Origin of the sequence: Achromobacter pulmonis, from assembly GCF_902859765.1 — a bacterium.
Taxonomy (GTDB): Bacteria; Pseudomonadota; Gammaproteobacteria; order Burkholderiales; family Burkholderiaceae_B; genus Achromobacter; species Achromobacter pulmonis.
The window spans coordinates 72,830-94,272 of record NZ_CADIJV010000021.1 but is presented as its reverse complement, the minus strand read 5'-3'; the positions used below and the strand labels follow the sequence as shown (position 1 = coordinate 94,272).

Below are 21,443 nucleotides of genomic sequence, written 5' to 3'. Positions count from 1 at the left end.
CGCGCTGGCCCACGGCGGCGCAGCAGGTTTTATCACGGAGCCATTCGATGTCCCAAGAAGTCATTCGCGGCATTGCGCTGCCGCCGCCCGCCCAGGCCGGCGATCCCCTGGCCAGCGTCGATACGCCCAGCCTGGTCCTGGACCTGGCCGCGTTCGAGGCCAACCTGCGCACCATGCAGGCCTGGGCCGACCGCCACGAGGTCGCGCTGCGCCCGCACGCCAAGGCCCACAAATGCCCGGAAATCGCCCGCCGCCAGCTGGCGCTGGGCGCGCGCGGCATCTGTTGCCAGAAGGTCAGCGAGGCGGTGCCCTTCGTGGCCGCCGGCATCACCGACATCCACATCAGCAACGAAGTGGTCGGCCCGGCCAAGCTGCGCCTCTTGGGCCAGCTGGCGCGCGCCGCCAAGTTCAGCGTCTGCGTCGACAACGCCGCCAACCTGACCCAGGTCTCGCAGGCCATGGCCGCGGCCGGCGCCGAGATCGACGTGCTGGTGGAGGTGGACGTGGGCCAGGGCCGCTGCGGCGTGGCCGACGACGCCACCGTGCTGGCGCTGGCGCAGCAGGCGCGCGCCCTGCCGGGCGTGAACTTCGTCGGGCTGCAGGCCTACCACGGCTCGGTGCAGCACCTGCGCACCCGCGAGGAACGCGCCGCCGTCTGCCGCCAGGCCGCGCGCATCGCGGCGTCGTACCAATTGCTGCTGCGCGAAAGCGGCATTGCCTGCGATGTCATCACCGGCGGCGGCACCGGCAGCGTCGAATTCGACGCCGCCAGCGGCGTCTTCACCGAATTGCAGGCCGGTTCCTACGCCTTCATGGACGGCGACTACGGCGCCAACGACTGGGACGGCGCGCTGGCCTTCCAGCACAGCCTGTTCCTGCTGTCGACCGTGATGAGCACGCCCGCGCCGGACCGCGTCATCCTCGATGCCGGCCTGAAGTCCACCACCGCCGAATGCGGCCCGCCCGCGATCCACGGCGCCCCGGGGCTGCAATACGCCGCCATCAACGACGAGCATGGCGTGGTGCGGGTGGCGGCCGATGCGCGGGCGCCGGCGTTGGGCGACACCTTGTTGCTGGTGCCGTCGCACGTCGATCCCACCTTCAACCTGCACGACGGGCTGGTGGTCTACCGCGACGGCATCGTGCAGGACATCTGGGAGATATCGGCGCGCGGCTTCTCGCGCTGAGGCGCCGGGCCGGCCGCCGGGACGCGCGCTCAACGCGCCAGGTCCGTCATCCCCAGGAACTGCCGCAGCTCCGGCGTCGCCGGCGCCGTGAACAGTTCCTCGGGCGGCCCGATCTCATGCACGCGGCCCTGGTGCATGAACACTACCCGGTCGCACACCTCGCGCGCAAAGCGCATCTCGTGCGTCACCATCAGCAGCGTCATGCCGTCGGCGGCCAGTTCGCGCACCACCGCCAGCACCTCGTTGACCAGCTCCGGGTCCAGCGCCGAGGTGATCTCGTCGCACAGCAGCGCCAGCGGCTGCATCGCCAGGGCGCGGGCGATCGCCACGCGCTGCTGCTGGCCGCCCGACAATTCATCGGGCCAGGCGTCGAACTTGTGCTCCAGCCCCACCCGCGTCAGCATGGCCCGCGCCAGATCGGCGGCCTGGTCCTGCGGCATGCGCTTGGCCACCATCGGCGACAGCATCACATTGCGCCCCACCGTCAGGTGCGGGAACAGGTTGAACTGCTGGAAGATCATGCCCACCTTCAGCCGCAGCGCGCGCAACCGCAACTCGTCGTCGCCCAGTTGCGCGTCAGCCACCATGATGGCGCCGCCGTCGATCTGCTCCAGCCCGTTGATGCAGCGCAGCAGCGTGCTCTTGCCGGAACCGCTTTTGCCGATGATGGCGATCACCTCGCCGGGCTCGACGCGCAACGTCACCCCTTTCAGGACTTCGTTGTCGCCGAACTTCTTGCGGACGTCTTCAAGGGCGATGAGGGGCATGCAACTTCCTTTCCAGCAGCAGGCTGAGGCGCGACAGGGGCCAGCACAGCGCGAAGTAGATCAGCGCGGCGCAGGCATAGACGGTGAAGGGACTGAAGGTGGCGTTGGTGATCACCGTGCTGGCCTTGGACAGTTCGGTGAAACCGATGATGGAGGTCAGCGCCGTGCTCTTGACGATCTGCACCGCGAAGCCGACCGTGGGCGCCACCGCGATGCGCAGCGCCTGCGGCAGCACCACGTAGCGCATCTGCTGCACGTAGCCCAGCGCCAGGCTGGCCGAGGCTTCCCACTGGCCTTTCGGAATCGCTTCCACGCAGCCGCGCCAGATCTCGGCCAGGAAGGCGCCCGCCCACAGCGTCAGCGCCGCGCCCGCCGCCAGCCACGGCGGCACTTCCAGCCCCAGCAGCGACAACCCGAAGAACGCCAGGAACAACTGCATCAGCAGCGGCGTGCCCTGGAACAGTTCGATATAGGCCCAGCTCACGCGCCGCATCAGCGGCACGCGCGAGGTTCGCATCATCAGCGCCAGCCCGCCCATCAGCGCGCCGCCGACGAACGCCACCAGCGACAGCACAACGGTCCAGCGCGCCGCCAGCAGCAGATTGCGGACGATGTCCCAGGTAGAGAACTCGATCATCGCACCGCCCTGCGGAACAACCGCTTGCCCGTCATGCGCAGCAACTGGCGCAACGATACCGCCAGCGCCAGATAGATGCCGGTGGTCACGAAATACACCTCGAACGCGCGGAAATTGCGCGACTGGATGAAATTGGCCGCGAACGTCAGGTCCTCGGCCGCGATCTGCGAACACACCGCCGAGCCCAGCATCACGATCACGATCTGCGACGACAGGGCCGGCCAGATGCGCGCCAATGCGGGTTTGAGCACGATATGGCGGAACACCTGCCAGCGCGTCATCGCCAGGCTGGCGCCAGCCTCGTACTGGCCCCTGGGCGTGGCGTCGATGCCGGCGCGGATGATCTCGGCGCTATAGGCGCCCAGGTTCAGCGCCATCGCCAGGCAGGCCGCCTGCATCTCGCTGAACTGCACGCCCAGCGACGGCAGCCCGAAGAACACGAAGAACAGCTGAATCAGGAACGGCGTATTGCGCACCACCTCCACATAGGCGGTGACCGGCGCGCGCAGCCAGCGCGGCCCCTGCGTGCGGGCCCAGGCGCAGCCGATGCCCAGCGCCACGCCGGCCACCGCGCCAAAGGCGATCAGCTCGACCGTCACGCCGATGCCCTTGATGAGCACCGGCGTGTAATCGAACACGGAAGCGAAGTCGAATTGGTAAGCCATGAACCGCGCTCCGACGCGCCCGCCTTACAGGTCCTTGGGCAGGTCGGCGCCCAGCCACTTCTTGGAAATCGCCGCCAGCGAACCATCGCGCTTGGCGTTGGCCAGGATCTCGTTGACCTTGGCGCGCAGCTTGGGCTCATCCTTGTTCAGGCCGATGTAGCACGGCGAATTCTTGATCAGGAACTTGGTCTCCGGCTTCTTGGGCGGGTTGCGCGCCAGGATCGCGGCGGCCACCACGTTGCCGGTGGCGATCAGCGGCACCTGGCCCGACAGGAAGGCGGTGATGGTGCCGTTGTTGTCTTCATAGCGCTTGAGCGTGGCCGTGGGCGGAGCGATCTTGCTCAGTTCGATGTCCTCGACCGCGCCGCGCGTCACGCCGATGGTCTTGCCCGCCAGATCGGCGGCCGACGCCACCTTCAGGTCGGCCGGGCCGAACACGCCGTTGAAGAACGGCGCATACGCGTCGGAGAAGTCGATCGCCTTTTCGCGCTCGGCGTTCTTGCCCAGGCTGGAAATCACCAGGTCCACCTTGCGCGTCTGCAGGTAGGGAATGCGGTTGGCGCTGGTCACCGGCACCAGTTCCAGCTTCACGCCCAACTGCTTGGCAATCAGCGCGGCGGTGTCGATGTCATAGCCCAGCGGCTTCATGTCGGCGCCGACCGAGCCGAACGGCGGAAAGTCCTGCGGCACGGCGATCTTGATGGTGCCGGCCTTGACGATATCGTCCAGCGTGTCGGCATGCGTGAGCGGCGCGGCCAGCAAGGTGGCGGCGGTGCAAAGGGACAGCAACAGGGTTCTACGGTTCATGAGGAACTCTCCAGGGCGCGCCGCCCCGGGAGCGGGGTCGAGCGTTGCACACCAATTCGGTATACAAAACGGGAAAAGCAAGTTCCGTGCCATTTCGCGGCCCCCGGACCACGCCCGGCCGAGGCGGATGCGCCCGCACCGTCGTGGTGCGCCGCGCGCCACCGTGGCGCAGCGCGCGCACCGCCATGGACCGCGCCGGCCCCCCGCCTCCACGCGTCTGGAAATTGGCCACGCCGGTTGGTATCCACTACTATCGGCCAGTGTTCTCGCGGACGCATCGCAGGTTGGCCAATTGTCGAATCCATCCCCCTGAAGGAGATTTCCATGAGTGGTTACTACGAGTTGAAGCCCAGCGGCGATCAGTTCATGTTCAACCTGAAAGCTGCGAACCATGAAGTCATCCTCACCAGCGAGCGCTACACCAGCAAGGCCAGTGCCCAGGACGGCATCGCCTCGGTCCGGCAGAATTCGCAGGTCGACGCGCGCTACGAGCGCAAGACGGCCACCGACGGCTCGCCCTACTTCACCCTGACCGCCACCAATGGCCAGACCATCGGCCGCAGCGAGATGTATTCGAGCACCGCGGCCCGCGACAACGGCATCGCGTCGGTCAAGACCAACGGCCCCAGCACCACGGTCAAAGACAACACCTGACCCGCCCGTCCGGCCGGCCTCGCGTCGGCCGAATTCGTAACGCCACGGAACCGGGGCGGCCTCCCGCGTTACTCACGCCTTGTCTATCGATCCAACCCAAGGAGAATGGCAATGGCGTTTCATGACCTCATCAACGCGGCCGCCGACCGCTTGCAACTGGGCGGCGGCGTCGACGCCAAGGCCCAGGCGCTGGACATCCAGTTCCAGGACGACCACCCGGTGCGCATCGAGCACCACGACAGCCGCGGCCAGATCAGCCTGGCCGGCGCCATCGGCTTCTATCCGCCGCAGGCGCAGCAGGCCCGCCTGTTCGAAACGCTATTGCAAGCCCAGCTGTACGGCCTGCTGACCGACGGCTGTGCCTTCAGCGTCGACGCCAGCAAGATCCTGTTGTTCAAGACGCTGCCGCTGGACGGCCTGGACGCCGACGGCCTGGTGCGCGCGCTGGGCGACTTCCGCCTGGTGCAGCAGACCTGGCGCAAGGCCTACGCCGACGGCAAGCTGACCGCGCAGGACACGCCGGCCCCGGCCGCCGCGGCGCCGGGCATGTCCCCCGCCATCAACCTCGCCTGAAGGAGAACGACATGGTCGCAGGAGGAATCGGACAGGTCGGCGGTGGCCAGGTCAACGCCGTGGCGCCCGTCGGGGTGCAGCAGGCGCCGCAGAACGGCAACGTGCAGCAGGCGCAGGGCGGGTCCTGGGCCAGTACCCTCAACACCCTGGTGGAAAACGTGATCGGCGGCACCGTGCATGCCTTGTCGAACGTCGTGCGGGGAATCGATCTTTACGTGCAGTCCGAGGCCCATGCGCTCGGCAATGCGCCGGCGCCGGACCTGGACGAGATCTCGCGCACCACCGTGTTGGGTTCGCTGCCCAACGCTCCGGGCTTCCAGAGCGCGATCAACGATGGCGGCGTGCTGTCGGGGCGTTTCACCAACGCCTTGAACAACAATCAGGCGACCCAGCAGGAAACCGACGTCATGAACCGCCTGAACGGCGTTGCGCTCAATAACCTGACGCGCGGCGGCCAGGCCCTGCAAATGACCCAGCAACAGTTCCATGCCGCCCTGATGTGCGGCGGCCACTTCGTCGTCAACGACGGCGGCGCGCTCGCCAACCAACTGCAACAGGATGGCGGCGGCCAGATGCAGGCGCGCGGCTCCAGCCACTACAAGGGCTCGCCGCACCAGCAACACGGCATGGACCTGCCCGGCGTCGGCCACCTGCTGATCGGCCGCACCAACAACGGCGACAGCTTCTTCCAACTGGAATCGCACGGCGTCGGCAACCCGCAGCAAGGTTGGGGCGAATGGGCCCAGGAATTCGGCGGCCACATGCTGTCGTGGGGCATGCACATCGGCTCCAGCGCATCCTACGTGCAGATCGGCCCGCACGGCGCCATTGAAGGCAGCGAGAAGGACAACAACCACGTTGTCATCAACTGACGCAAAAACGCCGGGCCTGGGCCCGGCGTTTGTCATTGCGCGGCTTGCTTTGGGGCAGGCGCCCGACGTGATGCCCCGCAAGGCCGCCGCGCCCGCCCTCCCGCCGCGCCGTCAGTCCACCTGCGCGCCCGACTGCTTGACCGCCTTGCCCCACTTCTCGACCTCGCTGGCGATGAAGGTGGCGGTGGCCTCGGGCGTCATCGGCATCGGTTCCGCGCCGCGGTCATGGAAGAACTTCTGCATCTCGGGCGTGCCCAGCACGTGGCCGATCTGTTGGCTCAGGTAGTGGGTCACCTCGAGCGGCGTGCCGCGCGGGGCCAGCACCGACGCCCAGCCAATCGCCTCGAAACCCGGATAACCGCTTTCAGCCACCGTCGGCACGTCCGGCAGCTGCGGCAGGCGCTTGGCCGTCGTCACCGCCAGCGCCACCGCCTTCTTGCTCTGCACGTGCGGCAGCCCCGCCGTCACCGAATCCACCATCAGCGGCACCTGATGGCCCAGGAAATCCGCCTGCGCCGGGCCGCTGCCCTTGTACGGAATATGGCGAATGTCGATATTGGCCGCCGCCTTGAACATCTCGGCCGACAGATGTTGCGTGCCGCCGATGCCGGCGCTGGCATACGCCAGCTCGCCCGGATTGGCGCGCGCCTGCTTCACCAGCTGCTGCAGCGACGTGATGCCCGAAGCCGGCGTCGCCAGGAACATCAGCGGCACCGAGAACACCCCCGACACCGGCGCGAAATCCTTGGTCAGGCTGTAGTTGATGGTCTTGTACAGCGTCTGGTTCACCGCCGCGGCCGAACCCGCGATCACCAGCGTGTAGCCGTCCGGCGTCGCGCGCGCGGCCTGCTCCATGCCGATATTGCTGCCGGCGCCGGCGCGGTTCTCCACCACGATCGGCTGCTTGAGCGCCGCGCCCAGCTTCTCGGCCAGCGCGCGGGCGAAGATATCGGTGGCCTGCCCCGGCGGGAACGGCACCACCAGGCGGATGGGACGGTCGGGATACGCGGCATGCGCGGCCGTCGTGGCCGCCGCCAGCACCAGGCCGGCGGCAAGACTGGAAAGAATTCGTGTCATGATCGGTCAGTAAAAAGCGACAAAGGGCGGCGCCTGGCGCCGGCCCTGTTGCATAAAATAGGGAGCCCCGCGCAAGCGGCCCTTTTGAGGCGGCCGTGGGGCGGATCGGCTGGGGGTGCGTCACGATAGCATCCCGCCGCCGATGCTAAATTCGGCATTTACGCGTTTCCCACCCTTTTTCAACCCGGTTCTCACAATTCAGCAGGCACCGCCATGGAATTCAGCCAGTACAACGTCAACGCCCTCATGGAGATCACCTCCCGCCCGGACCTCGTGTTCGTGCGCGGTCAGGGGTCCTGGCTGGAGGATCACGCCGGCAAGCGATACCTGGACTTCATCCAGGGCTGGGCCGTCAACACCCTGGGCCACTGCGCCCCGGAAATGCAAAAGGCCCTGCTGGACCAGTCCAAGCTGCTGATGAACCCGTCGCCGGCGTTCTACAACCTGCCGTCCATCGAACTGGCCAGCCGCCTGACCGGCGCGTCGGTGTTCGACCGCGTCTTCTTCGCTAACAGCGGCGGCGAAGCCAACGAAGGCGCCATCAAGCTGGCGCGCAAATGGGGCCAGGTCAACAAGAAGGGCGCCTACAAGATCATCACCATGAACCACGGCTTCCACGGCCGCACGCTGGCCACGATGTCGGCGTCCGGCAAGCCGGGCTGGGACAAGATGTTCGCGCCGCAGGTGGAAGGTTTCCTGAAGGCCGAGATCAATGATCTGGAATCGGTGCGCAAGCTGATCGACGACCAGACCGTGGCGATCATGCTGGAACCGGTGCAGGGCGAGGCTGGCGTGATTCCGGCGACGAAGGAATTCATGCAGGGCCTGCGCAAGCTGGCGGATGAGCACAAGCTGCTGTTCATTGTGGATGAAGTGCAGACGGGGATGGGCCGCACCGGCACGCTGTTCGCCTACCAGCAATCCGACGTGGTGCCGGACATCATGACGCTGGCCAAGGGGATTGGCGGTGGGGTGCCGCTGGCTGCGCTGTTGGCGCGCCAGGAAGTCTGCGTGTTCTCGCATGGGGATCAGGGCGGCACGTATAACGGGAATCCGTTGATGGCGGCTGTGGGGGTGGCGGTGTTTGATGCGCTGGCGGCTCCTGGCTTCATGGAATCGGTCAATGCCCGTGCCAAGCAATTGTCCGAAGGCCTGCTGGCCCTGTCGGCCAAGTATGGGATGAAGGGTGAGCGCGGGATGGGGCTGCTGCGTGCGCTGATCATGGATCGCGATGACGGCCCCGCCATCGTCGAAGCCGCGCGCAACCTGGCGCCCAATGGTCTGCTGCTAAATGCGCCGCGCGGCAATCTGCTGCGCTTCATGCCGGCGTTGAATGTGACGGCGGAAGAAATCGATACGATGCTCACGCAGCTGGATGGGTTGATTGGGCGGGTGCGTAAGGTTTGATAGAAGTTTTACGGTAGATAAAAAGAGGGCCGCTTTTGCGGCCCTCTTTTTACATGGTTATTTGTGTGGCGTAGGAGGTAAGTCTAAGTCCACTTACGGCCACGAGTTGCTGTTCGCGTCAGGAAGAAACGATCATTCAATGTTCGCGGTAAGTCTTGCAGGAGGGCAAAGTGCTATAAGTCCCTGCCCGCGGGCGCGGAGTCTCTTGGTGTCAATAATTGCTTCTCGAAAGGGGCCGTACTTGGAAATTGACCGTCTCGCGGAAGCATTGCACCGCACGGTGGAGGCTCGCAGCAGGCCTCCAGCGGCACAATGCCGATATTCACCGGGTGTACTGCTTCCCTTCCACATAGGCGTCGAGTGAGCCTAGTAGGTGCAGTATGACTTCGTCAACGCGCCTAGCAATACCAAGCATGTCGTTCGTTGCTTTGGAGCGTCCGAACGTTACGGGATCAATGTGCCCATGCGCGATTTCGTTTCGACCATCTGCTAAGTCCTTCAGCGCTATGCGATGTAGAGGGCTCGGAACGCTTTGGGCACCGAGACCAAGGACTAACCAGATCGTGTCAAGATGCTCACCGCGAATAGTCCTCCCGTCAAGAGGTAGGATGTTCTCTGCCAGGAGCGCTGGTTTCGCTTCAGTAGTACGAAGGAAAACCGCGATCTTTTGCTCCCAAGAACTGCTTCTGTTTCGATCCGCAATCGAAGCGAACTCGGCATCGCAAAGCAGGGAGAAAAGACTGAATCGGAGATCCTTGATCGGTACCGCCAATTGCGTAATTTCACGTAAAGTCGCTTGCAGTGAAGCTCGAACAATTCGCTCAAGGAGTGCGGCGAGCCAGACGTAGGCCGAGGCTCGTACAGCAGCACCTCTTTCTTGTACAGGTGAAGAGGGTGAAATGACTGCGGTATCCGCATGGGCTATGTCTGCCCGGATTCGAGCGAGCTCCCGAGTCGCGAGCATGAGTTCCGAAGTAAATCGCATCCCGTAGGCTCAGTCTAGCCCCCAAGGAGCCTCTCGGCGCGCGCGTTGCGAGCATCGAAGGACGACTTGGTGTTTGTTCCTTTTGTGCTGGACTTCAGAAGATCTGCATCGTTCAGCCAATCTGCTGGCGGCGTCTTTAGCTTCTTGCCCGCTTTCAAAATTCGACCAGCGCCCACCAGAACGGCTTCCAATTGGTTAAGAGGGGTATTCCCATAGCCCTTCCGGAGCAAAGGCCCGTCGGTGATCTTGAGAATACCGTCGACGACGCTATTGAAAAGCTTTCGTGATTCATCAATATCCACGTGCGGTCCCGCTTCCTTCATGTACCGGTTTAGAAGCGACTTCACATTTCCGTCGTACTTTTCGGCCCAGTTCAAGTAAGCGAAGAACTTCAGTACAAGCTCTTCCCGTGTCCCGTCATTCTGATGGACCGGTTGGAGTTTTACCAACCTCTTGAAGATAGGTTGCTCGCCAAGTTCTCGCAGCAGTTCGGCGAACGGGCCGCGATAAATACACGCACGAACCTCCTGAGGACTAAGAGATACCCCTCCCTTGTTCAGGCGCTCGAATACCTCAAACCGAATTTCCGGATCACTCTTGTCGCTCAGTGCCGTGACGCGCAAAGCTCGCTTTCCGAATTGCAATCGGATCGGTGTTGGCAAGTCCGAGTAACGGTAATGGTTGAACGACGGGAGCTTCCTAAGTTCGGTCAAGCGGAGCGGCTCCTCTTTCCCGAGTTGTTTCAACGCCGCCGGGTTAATAGACATGAAGTGAATAAGGGTGGACAAGCGCTGTAGACCGTCCACCACTTCCCATGTGCCGTCTGGGTTCGAGGCGACGTAAATGCTGGGCACTGGAAGTCCCAAGAATAGTGACTCGATTAGGTAGGACTCATCTTCTTCGGACCATCTAAACTTTCTCTGATACTCGGGCGCCCGAATCAGTTCGTTGGCCTCGGCCATGCGCACGATTTCACCGAGAGTAAGATCGTAGTTGTCTACGTCGACCTGTCGACGTTGCTGATCGAGCTCAGACTGAAGCTGCAGAGGTTGTGTGTCGGTCATTTTTATAGCAGTTGATTGGATGATTCCGTAAGCATACAGATGTCGGACGGGCCCCGGGTGCGCCGCGTGGGATTAGAGCATGGCGAGCCTTAGAGTATATCTGGCGCTTTCGGTCCGAATCGGCGCGGGAAAAGCGTTGTAGAGGTATATGGACTACCGCTCTGGAATGTGTATACGGTGAAAGAATAAGCGCTAGATTCAAGCGCAAAACACCTGTCTGTCCTCCCTTTTCGGTATGCCATCGGGTTTCTGGATCACCTCAGGCTCGTGATCAAAGTTGCCACTAGTGAAATGGCACGGTTTGCAGCGTCCGTGAGACATGGACGAAGGCGGAACCGAGATGGATGATGGCTTTGGGGGGCTCTAGCTGGAAAGGCGGTCAGGGTCAGAAGCTGGCATTGTTTGATGGCCGTGCGTAAGTACCCCTGACTGAATCATCCCGCTTACAGATAAGGGCGCTCATCATTCACCGTATACTCCCCCACTACCGCCACCAACGGTACCCCGGTGTGGAAGCCGGAAAATTCGTCGATGCCGACCCCCTAGGGTCAGCAAGCCTCCGCACGCCCAATGGGCGGGCCTTGGCAGGGGTGCGCTAGCCGCACGCCGGTTCCGACGATCCGGTCTTCCAACCTTGTCCTGTGCCCGCCCGCCCCATTTGGAAGTGGGGCAGCGGGATTTCCACATCGTCGGAGGAAGTCCATGCAATCCCACCCCCTCACCCAAAACCCCTGGCTGGTCGACACCGACCCCGAGCACGGCCCGGTCCCCCTCTCCCACCTCTACAACATCGAACGCGCCCGCTACGCCATCCAGACCATCGCCCGCTTGGTCGGCAACAGCGCCTCGGAACCCGCCGCCACCGGCAGCCAGCCGCTGGACGCATGGACGGTGGCCGCGTTGATGGGCGGCGTGGAAGGCCTGTGCGAACACCTTGGCACCCTGACCGACGCCATGCTGGAATCGGCCCGCGCCTACGCCGATGACGCCGCGTTCGACGCCGCCACGCACACCGCGCCCCGCTCGATCCAGTAACCCGAAAACGACCAAAGGCCTGCCGCGCAACGCGTCAGGCCAGTTCCAGGCCACCAAGCGTCAGGCCCCCAATCCCCCAAGCATCAGGCAGCCACAGCCACCCTCACCCCGCCCGTCGGAACGCCCGCCGATACCCCTTCGGGCTCGTCCCCACGATCTTCACCGGAGAATTCATCCCCCTCATGATCGTCCGTATGGGCGGCGTCATTCCGCAATGATGGCTGCCCGGTAGCCGAGACGAACGCGTCCGTCGCACGCCCATTCCGTGGCGTTGGATGGCCTCGATCCAGCGCGATGGCTGCCGCTGCGCGGATCGCCCACACAACACGCCATTCATCCGATTTTCGTGCGTGTCTCGCCGAATCTCGGATCGTTCCTACGTCTTGTACGAACGGAGCGCGACTAAAAACGAAGTCCTGCATGGCGCTTTGCGAAACGCGCAATTGCCGATCCCAGATGTCGCCGCTGATTTGCCGCGGGCAACAGGATGTCCCCGCGGCCATCAAGACGCTTGCGCTGTCCTCCTTCCAGGCCTTCTTCAACCGAGTACGCATGATGTCCAAGCTCCGTTCCCTGATCGTGTGGTCCGTGGTCTTCACGCAGGTCTGGTCGCCGGTGCTGGCGCAGACGCTGCCGATCGCGGTGGACCGAAGCGTGCCGGGCGCCAAGCCCTTCGTGGGCGTCAGCAATGGCGTGCCCGTCATCAACATCGCGCCGCCTTCGGCCGGCGGCGTCTCGAACAACCGCTACACGCAATTCAACGTCGGCCCGTCTGGGGTGGTGCTCAACAACAGCGGCGGCGCCAGCCAGACGCAACTGGCCGGGCACGTGGCGGGCAACCCGATGTTGGGCAATCGGCATGCGGGCACCATCCTCAACCAGGTGACCGCGCCGAATCCGTCGCAACTGCTCGGCACGCTGGAAGTGGCCGGTAATCGGGCCAACATCATCGTCGCCAACCCGGCGGGCATTACGTGCAATGGCTGCGGGTTTCTGAACGCGGACCGCGCCACCCTGACCACCGGCACGCCGCGTGTCGGGCCAGATGGGGGCATCGGCTTTGATGTGACGGGAGGCCGGCTCGCGGTCGAAGGGGAAGGCCTGAACGGCATGAACCTGAGCCAGTTGGACCTGATCGCGCGCACGCTGGAAATCAACGCGGGCATCTGGGCGAACCGTCTGAACGTGACGGCCGGCGCATCGCGCGTTGACTATGGCTCGGGCGCTGTATCCGCGCAGGCGGGTGATGGTCCCGCACCCGCCGTGGCGCTGGACACGGCCGCGCTGGGCGGCATGTACGCCAACAGCATCCGCCTGGTTGGCGCCGAGGCCGGCGTGGGGGTGAACATCGGCGGCAATCTCGCCGCGTTGACGGGCGCCCTGTCGGTCGACGTCAACGGTGATGTCCGTATCCAGCCGTCGGGGCATATACAGGCCGCTACCGACTTGGCGGTACGTAGCGCGGGCGATGTCGTCAACGCAGGCGAGGTCGCCGCGGCCGGCGCATTGGCGTTGGATGCCGCAGGCAGGATCGCCAACAACGGGGCCATGTCCTCGGGCGCCGGCAGCCGCTTCGTAGCGGGCCGGTTCGATAACGTGGGTGCGGTGACCGTCGGCCTGCAAGCGGATGGCTCGGTGCGGCCGGCCACGCTGGATGTGCAAGCCGCGCGCATCGGCAATGCGGGCACTCTGCTGGCGGGCGGCGATGCCCTGTTGCGTGGTGGCACCCTCGATCTGTCGGACGGCCAGTTGGTGGCCAGCGGCGTATTGGCCTTGGACGCCACGGGCGCGCTCGTCAACCGAGGCGGTGCGCTATACGGCGCATCGGTCTCGCTGCATGCCGGCAGCCTGGACAACACGCTTGGCAAGCTCACCAGCGGTGGCGTACTCAATGGCCACGTGGTCGGCGCCATCGATAATGGCGGGGGCACGATCGCCGGCGCGGATACGGTAGCACTTGGCGGAAACGTCATCGTCAACGCGGCTGGTGGCGTGGTGTCCGGCCGTGCCGTGGCGATCAGCGCCACCCGCCGAATCGATAACCAGGACGGCGTGATCCAGGCCAGCGACACCGTACGTATCGATAGCGGTGGCACGTTCCACAACCAGGGCGGCAAGCTGCTTGGCGGCGACATCGCGCTACAGGCGGCCGATATCGATAACCGCGATGGCGTCCTGCAGGCGCAAGGCCCGCTGGCGGTCGCCAGCGTGGGCGCGATGCGGAACCAGGGCGGTCGCGTATACGGCGGCGTGGTCGGCATCGATGCCGGCAGTCTGGTCAACACCGCAGGCAAGCTCGCCAGCGCTGGCGCCTTGGACATTGCCATCGCGGATCGCCTCGACAACACGGACGGCACCTTGCTCGCTCAGGGCCGCGCTACGCTGGGCGCGGCAGACATGTTCAACGAACGCGGTCACGTCGCGGCCGAGAGGTTGTCGTTGGATTTCCGAGGCGACCTGCGCAATCAGGACGGCAGCGTCTACGGGGGCGTGGCCGACATCCGCGCCGCGGGCGTGCACAATGCGCGAGGCAAGATTCTTGGCGCTGGTGAACTTACGCTGAATGCCGGCGGCAAGATCGACAACGTGGGTGGCACCTTCGCCGCCGAGGGCGCGGCATTGCTGCGTGCGCAGGAGGTGGCGAACGCAAACGGCCTGATTGCCGCCGACGCTCTCACCCTTCAGACGCAAGGCATGCTCGACAACCGTGCCGGACGGATCCAGGGAGACAATGCGCTGGTCCTGCGCGCGAGCCACGTGGACAACCGCGACACGCTGGCCGACGGTATCGCGAGCCGTGTTGCCGACGCCACGGACACCCGCGCGGCCGATACCGATCCCCTCCCCGTTCGCCTCGGGTTGGCGGGGACGCGTATCGCGCTGGAGACGGATGCCTTCGACAACCGGGCCGGCCGCATCGACGCCGGCCGCGAACTGGACCTGACCGCCGGCGCGCTCGACAACGACGGCGGCAGACTCTCATCCCAAGGCGATGCACGGCTTCAGGTCGGTGATCTGCGCAATGCCGAGGGCGAGCTGGCCACGGCCGGGTCGCTGGCCTTGGCCACCGGCACGCTGCACAACGACGGCAAGCTGCACGCGGGGCATGACTTGCGGATCACCGCCGACGCGCTGACCAATAGCGCGACGGGGGAACTCATTGGCCTGCGCGGCATCGACCTCGCTATCAGCGGCGATCTGGCCAATGCCGGCCTGATCGACGGAGGGTACAGCCACATCCGTGCGGGCAGCCTGCGCAACAGCGGGCGCCTCTACGGCGACCGCATTGCCATCCAGGCGCCGGTGCTGTTGAATGACGCCGACGCCGTCATCGCCTCGCGTGGTGATATCGATCTGGGCGTGGGTACGCTGACCAACCGCGAGCATGCCCTGCTGTACGCGGCGGGAGACCTGCGGATCGGGCGCGAGTTGGATGCCGCAGGTCTGGCAACGGGCCAGGCGGACACGGTCTCGAACGTATCCGCCACCCTCGAGGCCGGCGGTGACGCCCGCATCGCCGCCGATCGTATCGAAAACCTCAATCCGCATTTCACCAGCGAACAGGTCCAGGTCAGCCATGCCGACCGCAAGATCTACTACCGGCTGGAGAACGGCACCGAACTGCTGGATGGCGCCACCACGTGGCTGTGCGATTCGGTCACCACCTCGTGCGGCAAGGATCCGGTGTTCCTCAACGACGACCCCGACCGCAGCCTGTTGCTGCCGTCGGCCAAGTATCCGGAGTCGCGCTACGGTCCGCCGTTCGACTACGTGCCTCGGGTCAAGGGCAAGGAGGGCCGCGACGCGCCGATCCCGCCGGCCTATTTTCCCCGGCCCTATGTTTGCTTGCCCAATGACGGCCCGTGCAACTACGAGCCCGCCGCGCCGCGCTACCAGGCTGGCGACCCCGTCTGGCGCGTGTTCGGCGTGGCGGAGCCGCTGCCCGTGCCGGTGTCGCCGCAGGAAGTACGTTCCTGCGGCACCGCGCCCTGCCCGTTGAAGTACGGCCTGGAAGGACTCGCGGCGCTGGCGGCCAACGAACCGCTCTATCGGGAACTGGACACAAGGATCCGCGCCTTCAACGCCGACTTCAACAACCGCCTGGTTCGCAACTTCTTCTACTACATCGTGCGCGAGGACGTCAGCGAGACCCGTGTCACTTCCTCGGACCCGGCCAGCATCGTGGCGGGCGGCGATGCCATTTTCACGGGCGCCGTCTTCAACGACAAGAGCCGCATCATCGCCGGCGGCAAGCTGGGCGTGAACGGTCCCGCCATCGACAACCGGGGCGCGCAGGGCGAGCGGCGGGTCGAGCGCGTCGGTGTCGAGGTCCACACCGTCACCCGCAGGCGCCATCGCCACGAGTCCCAGGCGTCGTACCAAGACACCGCCGGCTCCGAGCGCCTGGACGTGCCGGTAGGGGCCGTCATGGACCACGCCGTCCCTGGCGACACTGCGCACACCGCCCCGCCGACGAGGCTCGTCCTCAACCCGCCAAGCTTTGCCCCGCCGTCCCGGCGGCCCGTCGCACGCATCATCGACATCGGCGCTCCCGGCAGCCAGACGGTACGCGTGGCCACCCTGCCGCCCGTATTGCCGGCCAGTAAGCTCTATCAGGTGATCACCGCGCCGGACGCGCCGGCCCTGATCGTCACCGACCGCCAGTTCACCGGCTCGCGCGGCGTTGTCTCCAGCGACGAACTGCTGCGCCGCCTGAATCGAGACCCGGGCCTGACACTCAAGCGCCTGGGCGATGGGTTCTACGAACAGCGGCAGGTGGCCGAGCAGATCATGCTGGCCACCGGCAGCCGCTTTGTCGGCGACTACGCCGACAATGAATCGCAGTACAAGGCGCTGCTCGCGGCCGGCGCCGACTTTGCCGGCCGATTCGACCTGACGCTGGGTACCGCCCTTACCGAAGACCAGATGCGCCGGCTGACCGGCGACATCGTCTGGCTGGTCGAGACCACCGTTACGCTGCCCGACGGCTCGCGTCAGAAGGTGCTTGCGCCCCAGGTCTACCTGGCCGTCAAGCCGGGCGACCTGCGCGGCGACGGCACCTTGATCGCCGGCCGCGATACCCACATCGACGTGGCCGGCGACGTGACCAACAGCGGCACGCTGGGCGCGCGCCGCGCCCTGGTCATTAACGCCGGCGACCTGCGTAACGTCGTCGGCACCCTGCAGGCCGGCGGCATCGACCTGAACGCCCGCAACGACATCCACGACCTGGCGGGGCTGATCAAGGGCGGCGTCATCACGCTCAAGGCGGGCCGCGACATCACGCTGTCGGCCTCGACCCGATCCAGCGCCAGCGGCGGCGTCTCCAGCACCCGCATCGACGGCGTGTCGCGCATCGACGCCGGCACGCTCGACATCCAGGCCGGGCGTGACCTCTCGGCCCAGGCTGCCGTCATCGACGCCACGGGCGCTGCGCGCATCCAGGCTGGCCACGACATCAACCTGACCAGCGCCGAGACCCGCTACGCCGAATCTTTCCGCTACGACAGCCGCAACCGCGCCGAGATGCGCGCCGCGACCGATGTTGGCACGCGCATCGCCGCGGGCGGCGACCTGACGCTGATCGCCGGCAACGATGTCAACGCCCGCGCCGCCGATGTCTCGGCGGCGGGCGGCCTGGGCGTGAACGCGCAGCGCGATATCAACGTGCTGGCGGGAGACTCGGCTGGCTACACGTACAACGAGACCTACTTCAAGGAAAAAGGATTCCTGTCCAGCAAGAAGACCCATCGCAAGAGCGAGACGGATTGGACGCGAGGCGTGAGCTCGACCTTTGGCGGCGACACGGTCGCGATGCTGGCCGGGCGTGACATGACCGTCCTTGGCTCGAACGTCCTGGGCGACCGCGACGTCGGGATTGCCGTCGGCAGGGACTTGCAGGCCCTGGCCAAGGGCGAAACCTACAAGGACTACCAGTACGAAAAGGTCAAGAAGTCGGGCTTGGGTGGCGGTGGCGGATTCAGCATCGGCTACAGCACGCAACAGCGCACCGATTGGATGCACGGCACCAGCGGGGGCTATTCGGCCAGCACGGTGGGCAGCGCCGGCGGCAACCTCGGTATCGATGCGGGACGCAATGTCGATGTCATGGCCAGCAACCTGCTGGCCCAGGATGGCAACATTTCCGTTGCCGGCAGCAACGTCGCGGTCCGCGCCGGCGTTGGCGACGCACGGCAACACGAATATCACGAGGTCAAACGGTCCGGGCTGACCATCGGCGTGGCTGGCGGCATGCTGGGCGCGGCCCAACAGATTCAGGGAACCTTGCAGCAAGCCGGCGAGGCCAAGGATAGCCGCCTGGCCGCCGTCAAGGTCGGGCAGGCCGCCTATCAGGCCGTGCAGGCCAATCGGATGATGGAGGCCGCAAAGGCCGACAACGCATCGGCGGCGCAGAAGGAAGCCGCCAGCGCCCAGATCCAGATCAGCCTGGGCGCCAGCAAATCCGTCAGTGAAACCAGGCGCACCCAGGACACCGCCTTCGCCTCATCCGTTATGGCCGGGGGCAATCTTTCCCTCATGGCCGCGGGCGAAAAAGACGCTGCAGGCACGGGCAACGTGTCCATCATCGGCAGCGATCTGGCCGGCAGGAACATCTTGCTGGCGGCCACCGATGACTTGATTCTGCAAAGTCAGGCCGAGACCTCCACCGAAGTCTCCACCAGCAAGAACAGCGGCTGGAAGGTCGGTGTCGGCATCGGCGTGTCCGATAGCGGTAGCGGCGGCGGCATCAACGTCTTTGCCAGCGGCTTCGTGGGTAGTGGCAAGGCCCACGGCAACGGCACGACCCATCGCGAGACGCAGGTCAGCGCGCGAGACAACCTCGCGCTGATTTCCGGCCGGGACACCTTGCTGGAGGGTGCCCAGGCGCGCGCCGACCGCATCCGCGCCGATATCGGCCGCAACCTGACACTGGCGAGCCAGCAGGATTCGGATCGCTACGACGCCAAGCAGAAGCAGGTCAACGCCGGGGGGAGCTTCAGCTTTGGTTCGATGACAGGCAATGCCTATCTGGGTGCGAGTGTCGGCAAGACCAAGTCCAACTACGACAGCGTCGTCGAGCAGACGGGGCTGTTTGCGGGCGCGGGCGGTTATGACATCCACGTGGGCAAGCACACGCAATTGGACGGCGCGGTCGTCGCCAGCGATGCCGATACGGCGACAAACCAGCTGTCCACCGAGACGCTGGGATTCCGCGATATCCATAACAAGGCGCAATACAAGTCGACCACCGTCGGCATCAACCTGGGCATGTCGGGCGCGTTCGACAAGCCCAACAAAGGCGCCGCGCTGGGCGCCGGGCCATCGGGCTTGAGCTTCGCCAGCACCAGCGGCAGCGAAACGGGTACGACCCGCGCGGCGGTGTCGGCGGGCACGCTGGCGGTGCGTTCGGACGCGGGGACGGGGCGGGATAGCACGGCCGGGCTGAGCCGGGATACGGCCGGGGCGAACGGCAGTATTGGGAAGATCTTCGATAAGGACAAGGTCCGCGAGCAACTGGAGTTCCAGCAGGCGTTTGGGCAGTTGGGGATGCAGATTGCGGGGGATGTTGCCGATAGGCTCACGGCGGACGATCAACAACTCTGGGGCGAGGGCAAGCCTGGGCGCATGGCCCTGCATGCGGCCATCGCCGGGATTGGCGCGGCGTTGGGCGGTGGCGATGTGGCCGGCGCCATCACGGGCACGCTGGCCGGTGACGCGGCCTCTAACCTCTTGCGCGATCAGGTCAATCAGGTGGTTGCTGGTTTGCCGGCGGATGCGCGCGATCAGGTGTCCAAGGTCATTCTGAACGTCGTGGCGAGCGCGGCGGGGGGAGCGACCGGCGGTATGAGCGGCGCCTCGGGTGCGTCGTTGGCCGATATGTATAACCGGCAACTGCATCCTGACGAAGGTTCGTTGATCCGAAAAAGCGCAAAGCGCTACGCCGAAAAGAATGGGATATCCGTTTCCCAGGCCGAGGCAGAGCTCACCGCGCAGGCGTTGCGGCAGACCGATTCCTGGGCCGCTGAACACTATGACGAGAACCAGAAGGCCCGTGCGTTCCTGGCGGAAATCGCATCGGGAACCCAGGGACCGGGTTTTGTCTATTTCGATGGCAACGCGGACGCCTCGTACGGGCATGCGCTGGTATTTGCCGAAGGTATCAAGGAAAACGCTGATCTGGCCGAACTCTACGATCGCGCAGGGGCCTGGCGGCAAGCAGGGAAGCGCTCGCCGCGCAATGTACTGACGGGCTCGAACCTCGCGTTGGTTGAAGCGGCGCAAGACGTCGATAGTTTTTCGACTCATCCCGATGACGTTGCCAAGCTGATCCGGACTTTGCAGGACGAGCGTGAGATCGCGCTACGCGCGGAAAAGTACCCGTTGGTTGGGGTGTTCGATAGCACGCTGACAACGATCGATCTCATCCAGCGTGGCGGTGAATATGACTTACGGTCACTGCCGATAGAGGATCGCATAGGGGTCGGCTTGGCATTGAGTGCCGGCCTGGATGGGACGCTCTCAATCGGCCAACTGCGCGGCATCGTGGCGAAGGGCAAGGCGTCGATAGCGTCAACGATCGGCCTCAAAGCGACGGGAAATCCGCTGGCCGATGCAGAAACGGCCGCACTCGATCGCATTGCACGGAACCCCAAAGGGCCTGATCACGAAAACAAGGCTCCCAATAGCGCTGTCAACGCACAAGCGCTTATTGATTTGAAAGCAGGAAAGCTCCCTGGTACACCCGGAAAGGACCTCGGTTCGCCAAGAAGTATGCCAGCCAGTGCCAACCCCAACGCTACCGCAGAGAATTTTGCGGAGCAGATATTTGACGGCGCCAGGATCGACAAGTTGTTATTGGACGACTGCCCTGGTTGCTGGGTGGCCAAGACCGCAGATGGCACATCGGTTACTTATCGTCCTGCGGGTCAGGCTAGCGCAAGAACAGCCTCAACCACTGCGACGGTAGAGGTCAATAACGACACCATTAATGCATTGAATGTAGACAAAAAAGGCAATCCTCGTATTTTAAAGCTTAAGTTCCCCATAAAAAAGTGAGGTAACACCATGGGTAATATTTATCCCGATTACGCAGCACGTATCCAATATGATTTCTATCTATTGACCTTAGATGACTATCCACCCATTTGGTTCGCTGGCACTTCTCCTGGCGCATGGCAGTACGCCGTTGAGATTATATATAGATGCTTGAAAGTTGGTTATTGGAATCTTTGGAGTGAGGGGTGGATGAAAGCACGCCAATTGCGGAATTACGAAGATTTTTGCAGCAAACTGGCCCAATTCAATCCACATAAGCTTTCGAACGAAGGGATGATGTATTGGCTAGCACCTCTAATTTACTCCTCCGATTTGGGCGAGCAATTGGTTAAAAAATATGATTTGGCTACGTTAGAAAGCTATGAGGCAGGGAAAGAATATTCTGTCTGCAAACCATTTATCGATGAAATCGAGAAAACTTTTGCTGAAAACAATATTCCTTGGGGGAAGAAACTTTTTCCGGTGCAGGAATAAGGATGTGGGCAGGAGAATTTTGTGGTGGACGGCGACCTGTCCGTCATCGGCAGCGATCTGATGACTTGATGCTGCAAAGCCAGGCCGAGACCGCCACCGAAGTCTCCACCAGCAAGAACAGCGGCTGGAAGGTCGGTGTCGGCATCGGCGTGTCCGATAGGTTTCTGGCCTTGGGCTATATC

15 protein-coding genes are annotated in these 21,443 nt (G+C 64.3%); 8 read left to right on the top strand and 7 right to left on the bottom strand.

Annotation, left to right across the window (positions count from 1 at the left end; translation table 11 throughout):
* Positions 1 to 47 precede the first annotated feature (47 nt).
* Positions 48 to 1,187, top strand: a complete 1,140-nt coding sequence (locus HV701_RS17635; RefSeq protein ID WP_175134320.1) for a DSD1 family PLP-dependent enzyme — start codon at positions 48 to 50, stop codon at positions 1,185 to 1,187.
* A gap of 29 nt (positions 1,188 to 1,216) precedes the next feature.
* On the opposite strand, the gene HV701_RS17630 is transcribed toward HV701_RS17635, so the two are convergent.
* The 4 genes from HV701_RS17630 to HV701_RS17615 are packed head-to-tail and all read right to left on the bottom strand — an operon-like array spanning position 1,217 to position 4,063.
* Complete coding sequence (locus HV701_RS17630; protein WP_175134319.1) at positions 1,217 to 1,954, bottom strand: amino acid ABC transporter ATP-binding protein; 738 nt, start codon at positions 1,952 to 1,954, stop codon at positions 1,217 to 1,219.
* Positions 1,935 to 2,591, bottom strand: a complete 657-nt coding sequence (locus HV701_RS17625; RefSeq protein WP_175134318.1) for an amino acid ABC transporter permease — start codon at positions 2,589 to 2,591, stop codon at positions 1,935 to 1,937. The genes HV701_RS17630 and HV701_RS17625 overlap by 20 nt, the downstream gene beginning before the upstream one ends.
* Complete coding sequence (locus HV701_RS17620; RefSeq protein WP_175134317.1) at positions 2,588 to 3,256, bottom strand: amino acid ABC transporter permease; 669 nt, start codon at positions 3,254 to 3,256, stop codon at positions 2,588 to 2,590. The genes HV701_RS17625 and HV701_RS17620 overlap by 4 nt, the downstream gene beginning before the upstream one ends.
* Before the next feature lie 24 nt (positions 3,257 to 3,280).
* Positions 3,281 to 4,063, bottom strand: a complete 783-nt coding sequence (locus tag HV701_RS17615) for a transporter substrate-binding domain-containing protein (RefSeq protein WP_175134316.1) — start codon at positions 4,061 to 4,063, stop codon at positions 3,281 to 3,283.
* A gap of 324 nt (positions 4,064 to 4,387) precedes the next feature.
* On the opposite strand from HV701_RS17615, the gene HV701_RS17610 reads away from it, so the two are divergent.
* The 3 genes from HV701_RS17610 to HV701_RS17600 all read left to right on the top strand — a co-directional run bounded on the left by HV701_RS17610 (position 4,388) and on the right by HV701_RS17600 (position 6,162).
* Positions 4,388 to 4,717 carry a YegP family protein gene (locus HV701_RS17610; RefSeq protein WP_175134315.1) on the top strand — a complete coding sequence of 110 codons (330 nt, stop codon included), beginning with the start codon at positions 4,388 to 4,390 and terminating at the stop codon, positions 4,715 to 4,717.
* A 111-nt stretch (positions 4,718 to 4,828) separates the two neighbouring features.
* On the top strand, positions 4,829 to 5,290 hold the full coding sequence (locus tag HV701_RS17605; RefSeq protein WP_175134314.1) for a type III secretion system chaperone: 462 nt from the start codon (positions 4,829 to 4,831) through the stop codon (positions 5,288 to 5,290).
* A gap of 11 nt (positions 5,291 to 5,301) precedes the next feature.
* On the top strand, positions 5,302 to 6,162 hold the full coding sequence (locus HV701_RS17600) for a hypothetical protein (protein ID WP_175134313.1): 861 nt from the start codon (positions 5,302 to 5,304) through the stop codon (positions 6,160 to 6,162).
* Between the two features lie 111 nt (positions 6,163 to 6,273).
* Here HV701_RS17600 and HV701_RS17595 read toward each other — a convergent pair whose 3' ends face one another.
* On the bottom strand, positions 6,274 to 7,239 hold the full coding sequence (locus HV701_RS17595; RefSeq protein ID WP_175134312.1) for a Bug family tripartite tricarboxylate transporter substrate binding protein: 966 nt from the start codon (positions 7,237 to 7,239) through the stop codon (positions 6,274 to 6,276).
* Between the two features lie 213 nt (positions 7,240 to 7,452).
* Here HV701_RS17595 and HV701_RS17590 point away from each other — a divergent pair, with 213 nt between their 5' ends.
* The gene (locus HV701_RS17590) at positions 7,453 to 8,646 is read left to right on the top strand and encodes an acetylornithine transaminase (RefSeq protein WP_175134311.1); all 1,194 of its coding nucleotides are present in this window, start codon (positions 7,453 to 7,455) and stop codon (positions 8,644 to 8,646) included.
* A gap of 322 nt (positions 8,647 to 8,968) precedes the next feature.
* Here the strand turns inward: HV701_RS17590 and HV701_RS27040 are convergent, their stop codons facing one another.
* Together HV701_RS27040 and HV701_RS17580 are read right to left on the bottom strand one after the other, a co-directional pair.
* Positions 8,969 to 9,610: an MAE_28990/MAE_18760 family HEPN-like nuclease gene (locus HV701_RS27040; RefSeq protein ID WP_420867821.1), complete on the bottom strand. Its 642-nt coding sequence runs from the start codon at positions 9,608 to 9,610 to the stop codon at positions 8,969 to 8,971.
* Positions 9,611 to 9,645: 35 nt separating this feature from the next.
* Complete coding sequence (locus tag HV701_RS17580; protein ID WP_217467973.1) at positions 9,646 to 10,695, bottom strand: DUF262 domain-containing protein; 1,050 nt, start codon at positions 10,693 to 10,695, stop codon at positions 9,646 to 9,648.
* 702 nt (positions 10,696 to 11,397) lie between these two features.
* Here HV701_RS17580 and HV701_RS17575 point away from each other — a divergent pair.
* From HV701_RS17575 to HV701_RS17565, 3 genes are all read left to right on the top strand, one after another.
* Positions 11,398 to 11,730 carry a hypothetical protein gene (locus HV701_RS17575; protein WP_175134309.1) on the top strand — a complete coding sequence of 111 codons (333 nt, stop codon included), beginning with the start codon at positions 11,398 to 11,400 and terminating at the stop codon, positions 11,728 to 11,730.
* Between the two features lie 456 nt (positions 11,731 to 12,186).
* Positions 12,187 to 20,787, top strand: coding sequence for a hemagglutinin repeat-containing protein (locus tag HV701_RS17570; RefSeq protein WP_175134308.1), 8,601 nt, complete (start codon positions 12,187 to 12,189; stop codon positions 20,785 to 20,787).
* 9 nt (positions 20,788 to 20,796) lie between these two features.
* Entirely contained in the window at positions 20,797 to 21,261 is a 465-nt protein-coding gene (locus HV701_RS17565) for a hypothetical protein (RefSeq protein ID WP_175134307.1), read from the top strand.
* Positions 21,262 to 21,443 lie beyond the last annotated feature (182 nt).

Bases quoted from the DNA above. Each gene is read 5' to 3' on its own strand.
- HV701_RS17635 (WP_175134320.1), top strand. From the start codon at position 48: ATGTCCCAAGAAGTCATTCGCGGCATTGCGCTGCCGCCGCCCGCCCAG.
- HV701_RS17630 (WP_175134319.1), bottom strand. From the start codon at position 1,954: ATGCCCCTCATCGCCCTTGAAGACGTCCGCAAGAAGTTCGGCGACAAC.
- HV701_RS17625 (WP_175134318.1), bottom strand. From the start codon at position 2,591: ATGATCGAGTTCTCTACCTGGGACATCGTCCGCAATCTGCTGCTGGCG.
- HV701_RS17620 (WP_175134317.1), bottom strand. From the start codon at position 3,256: ATGGCTTACCAATTCGACTTCGCTTCCGTGTTCGATTACACGCCGGTG.
- HV701_RS17615 (WP_175134316.1), bottom strand. From the start codon at position 4,063: ATGAACCGTAGAACCCTGTTGCTGTCCCTTTGCACCGCCGCCACCTTG.
- HV701_RS17610 (WP_175134315.1), top strand. From the start codon at position 4,388: ATGAGTGGTTACTACGAGTTGAAGCCCAGCGGCGATCAGTTCATGTTC.
- HV701_RS17605 (WP_175134314.1), top strand. From the start codon at position 4,829: ATGGCGTTTCATGACCTCATCAACGCGGCCGCCGACCGCTTGCAACTG.
- HV701_RS17600 (WP_175134313.1), top strand. From the start codon at position 5,302: ATGGTCGCAGGAGGAATCGGACAGGTCGGCGGTGGCCAGGTCAACGCC.
- HV701_RS17595 (WP_175134312.1), bottom strand. From the start codon at position 7,239: ATGACACGAATTCTTTCCAGTCTTGCCGCCGGCCTGGTGCTGGCGGCG.
- HV701_RS17590 (WP_175134311.1), top strand. From the start codon at position 7,453: ATGGAATTCAGCCAGTACAACGTCAACGCCCTCATGGAGATCACCTCC.
- HV701_RS27040 (WP_420867821.1), bottom strand. From the start codon at position 9,610: ATGCTCGCGACTCGGGAGCTCGCTCGAATCCGGGCAGACATAGCCCAT.
- HV701_RS17580 (WP_217467973.1), bottom strand. From the start codon at position 10,695: ATGACCGACACACAACCTCTGCAGCTTCAGTCTGAGCTCGATCAGCAA.
- HV701_RS17575 (WP_175134309.1), top strand. From the start codon at position 11,398: ATGCAATCCCACCCCCTCACCCAAAACCCCTGGCTGGTCGACACCGAC.
- HV701_RS17570 (WP_175134308.1), top strand. From the start codon at position 12,187: ATGTCGCCGCTGATTTGCCGCGGGCAACAGGATGTCCCCGCGGCCATC.
- HV701_RS17565 (WP_175134307.1), top strand. From the start codon at position 20,797: ATGGGTAATATTTATCCCGATTACGCAGCACGTATCCAATATGATTTC.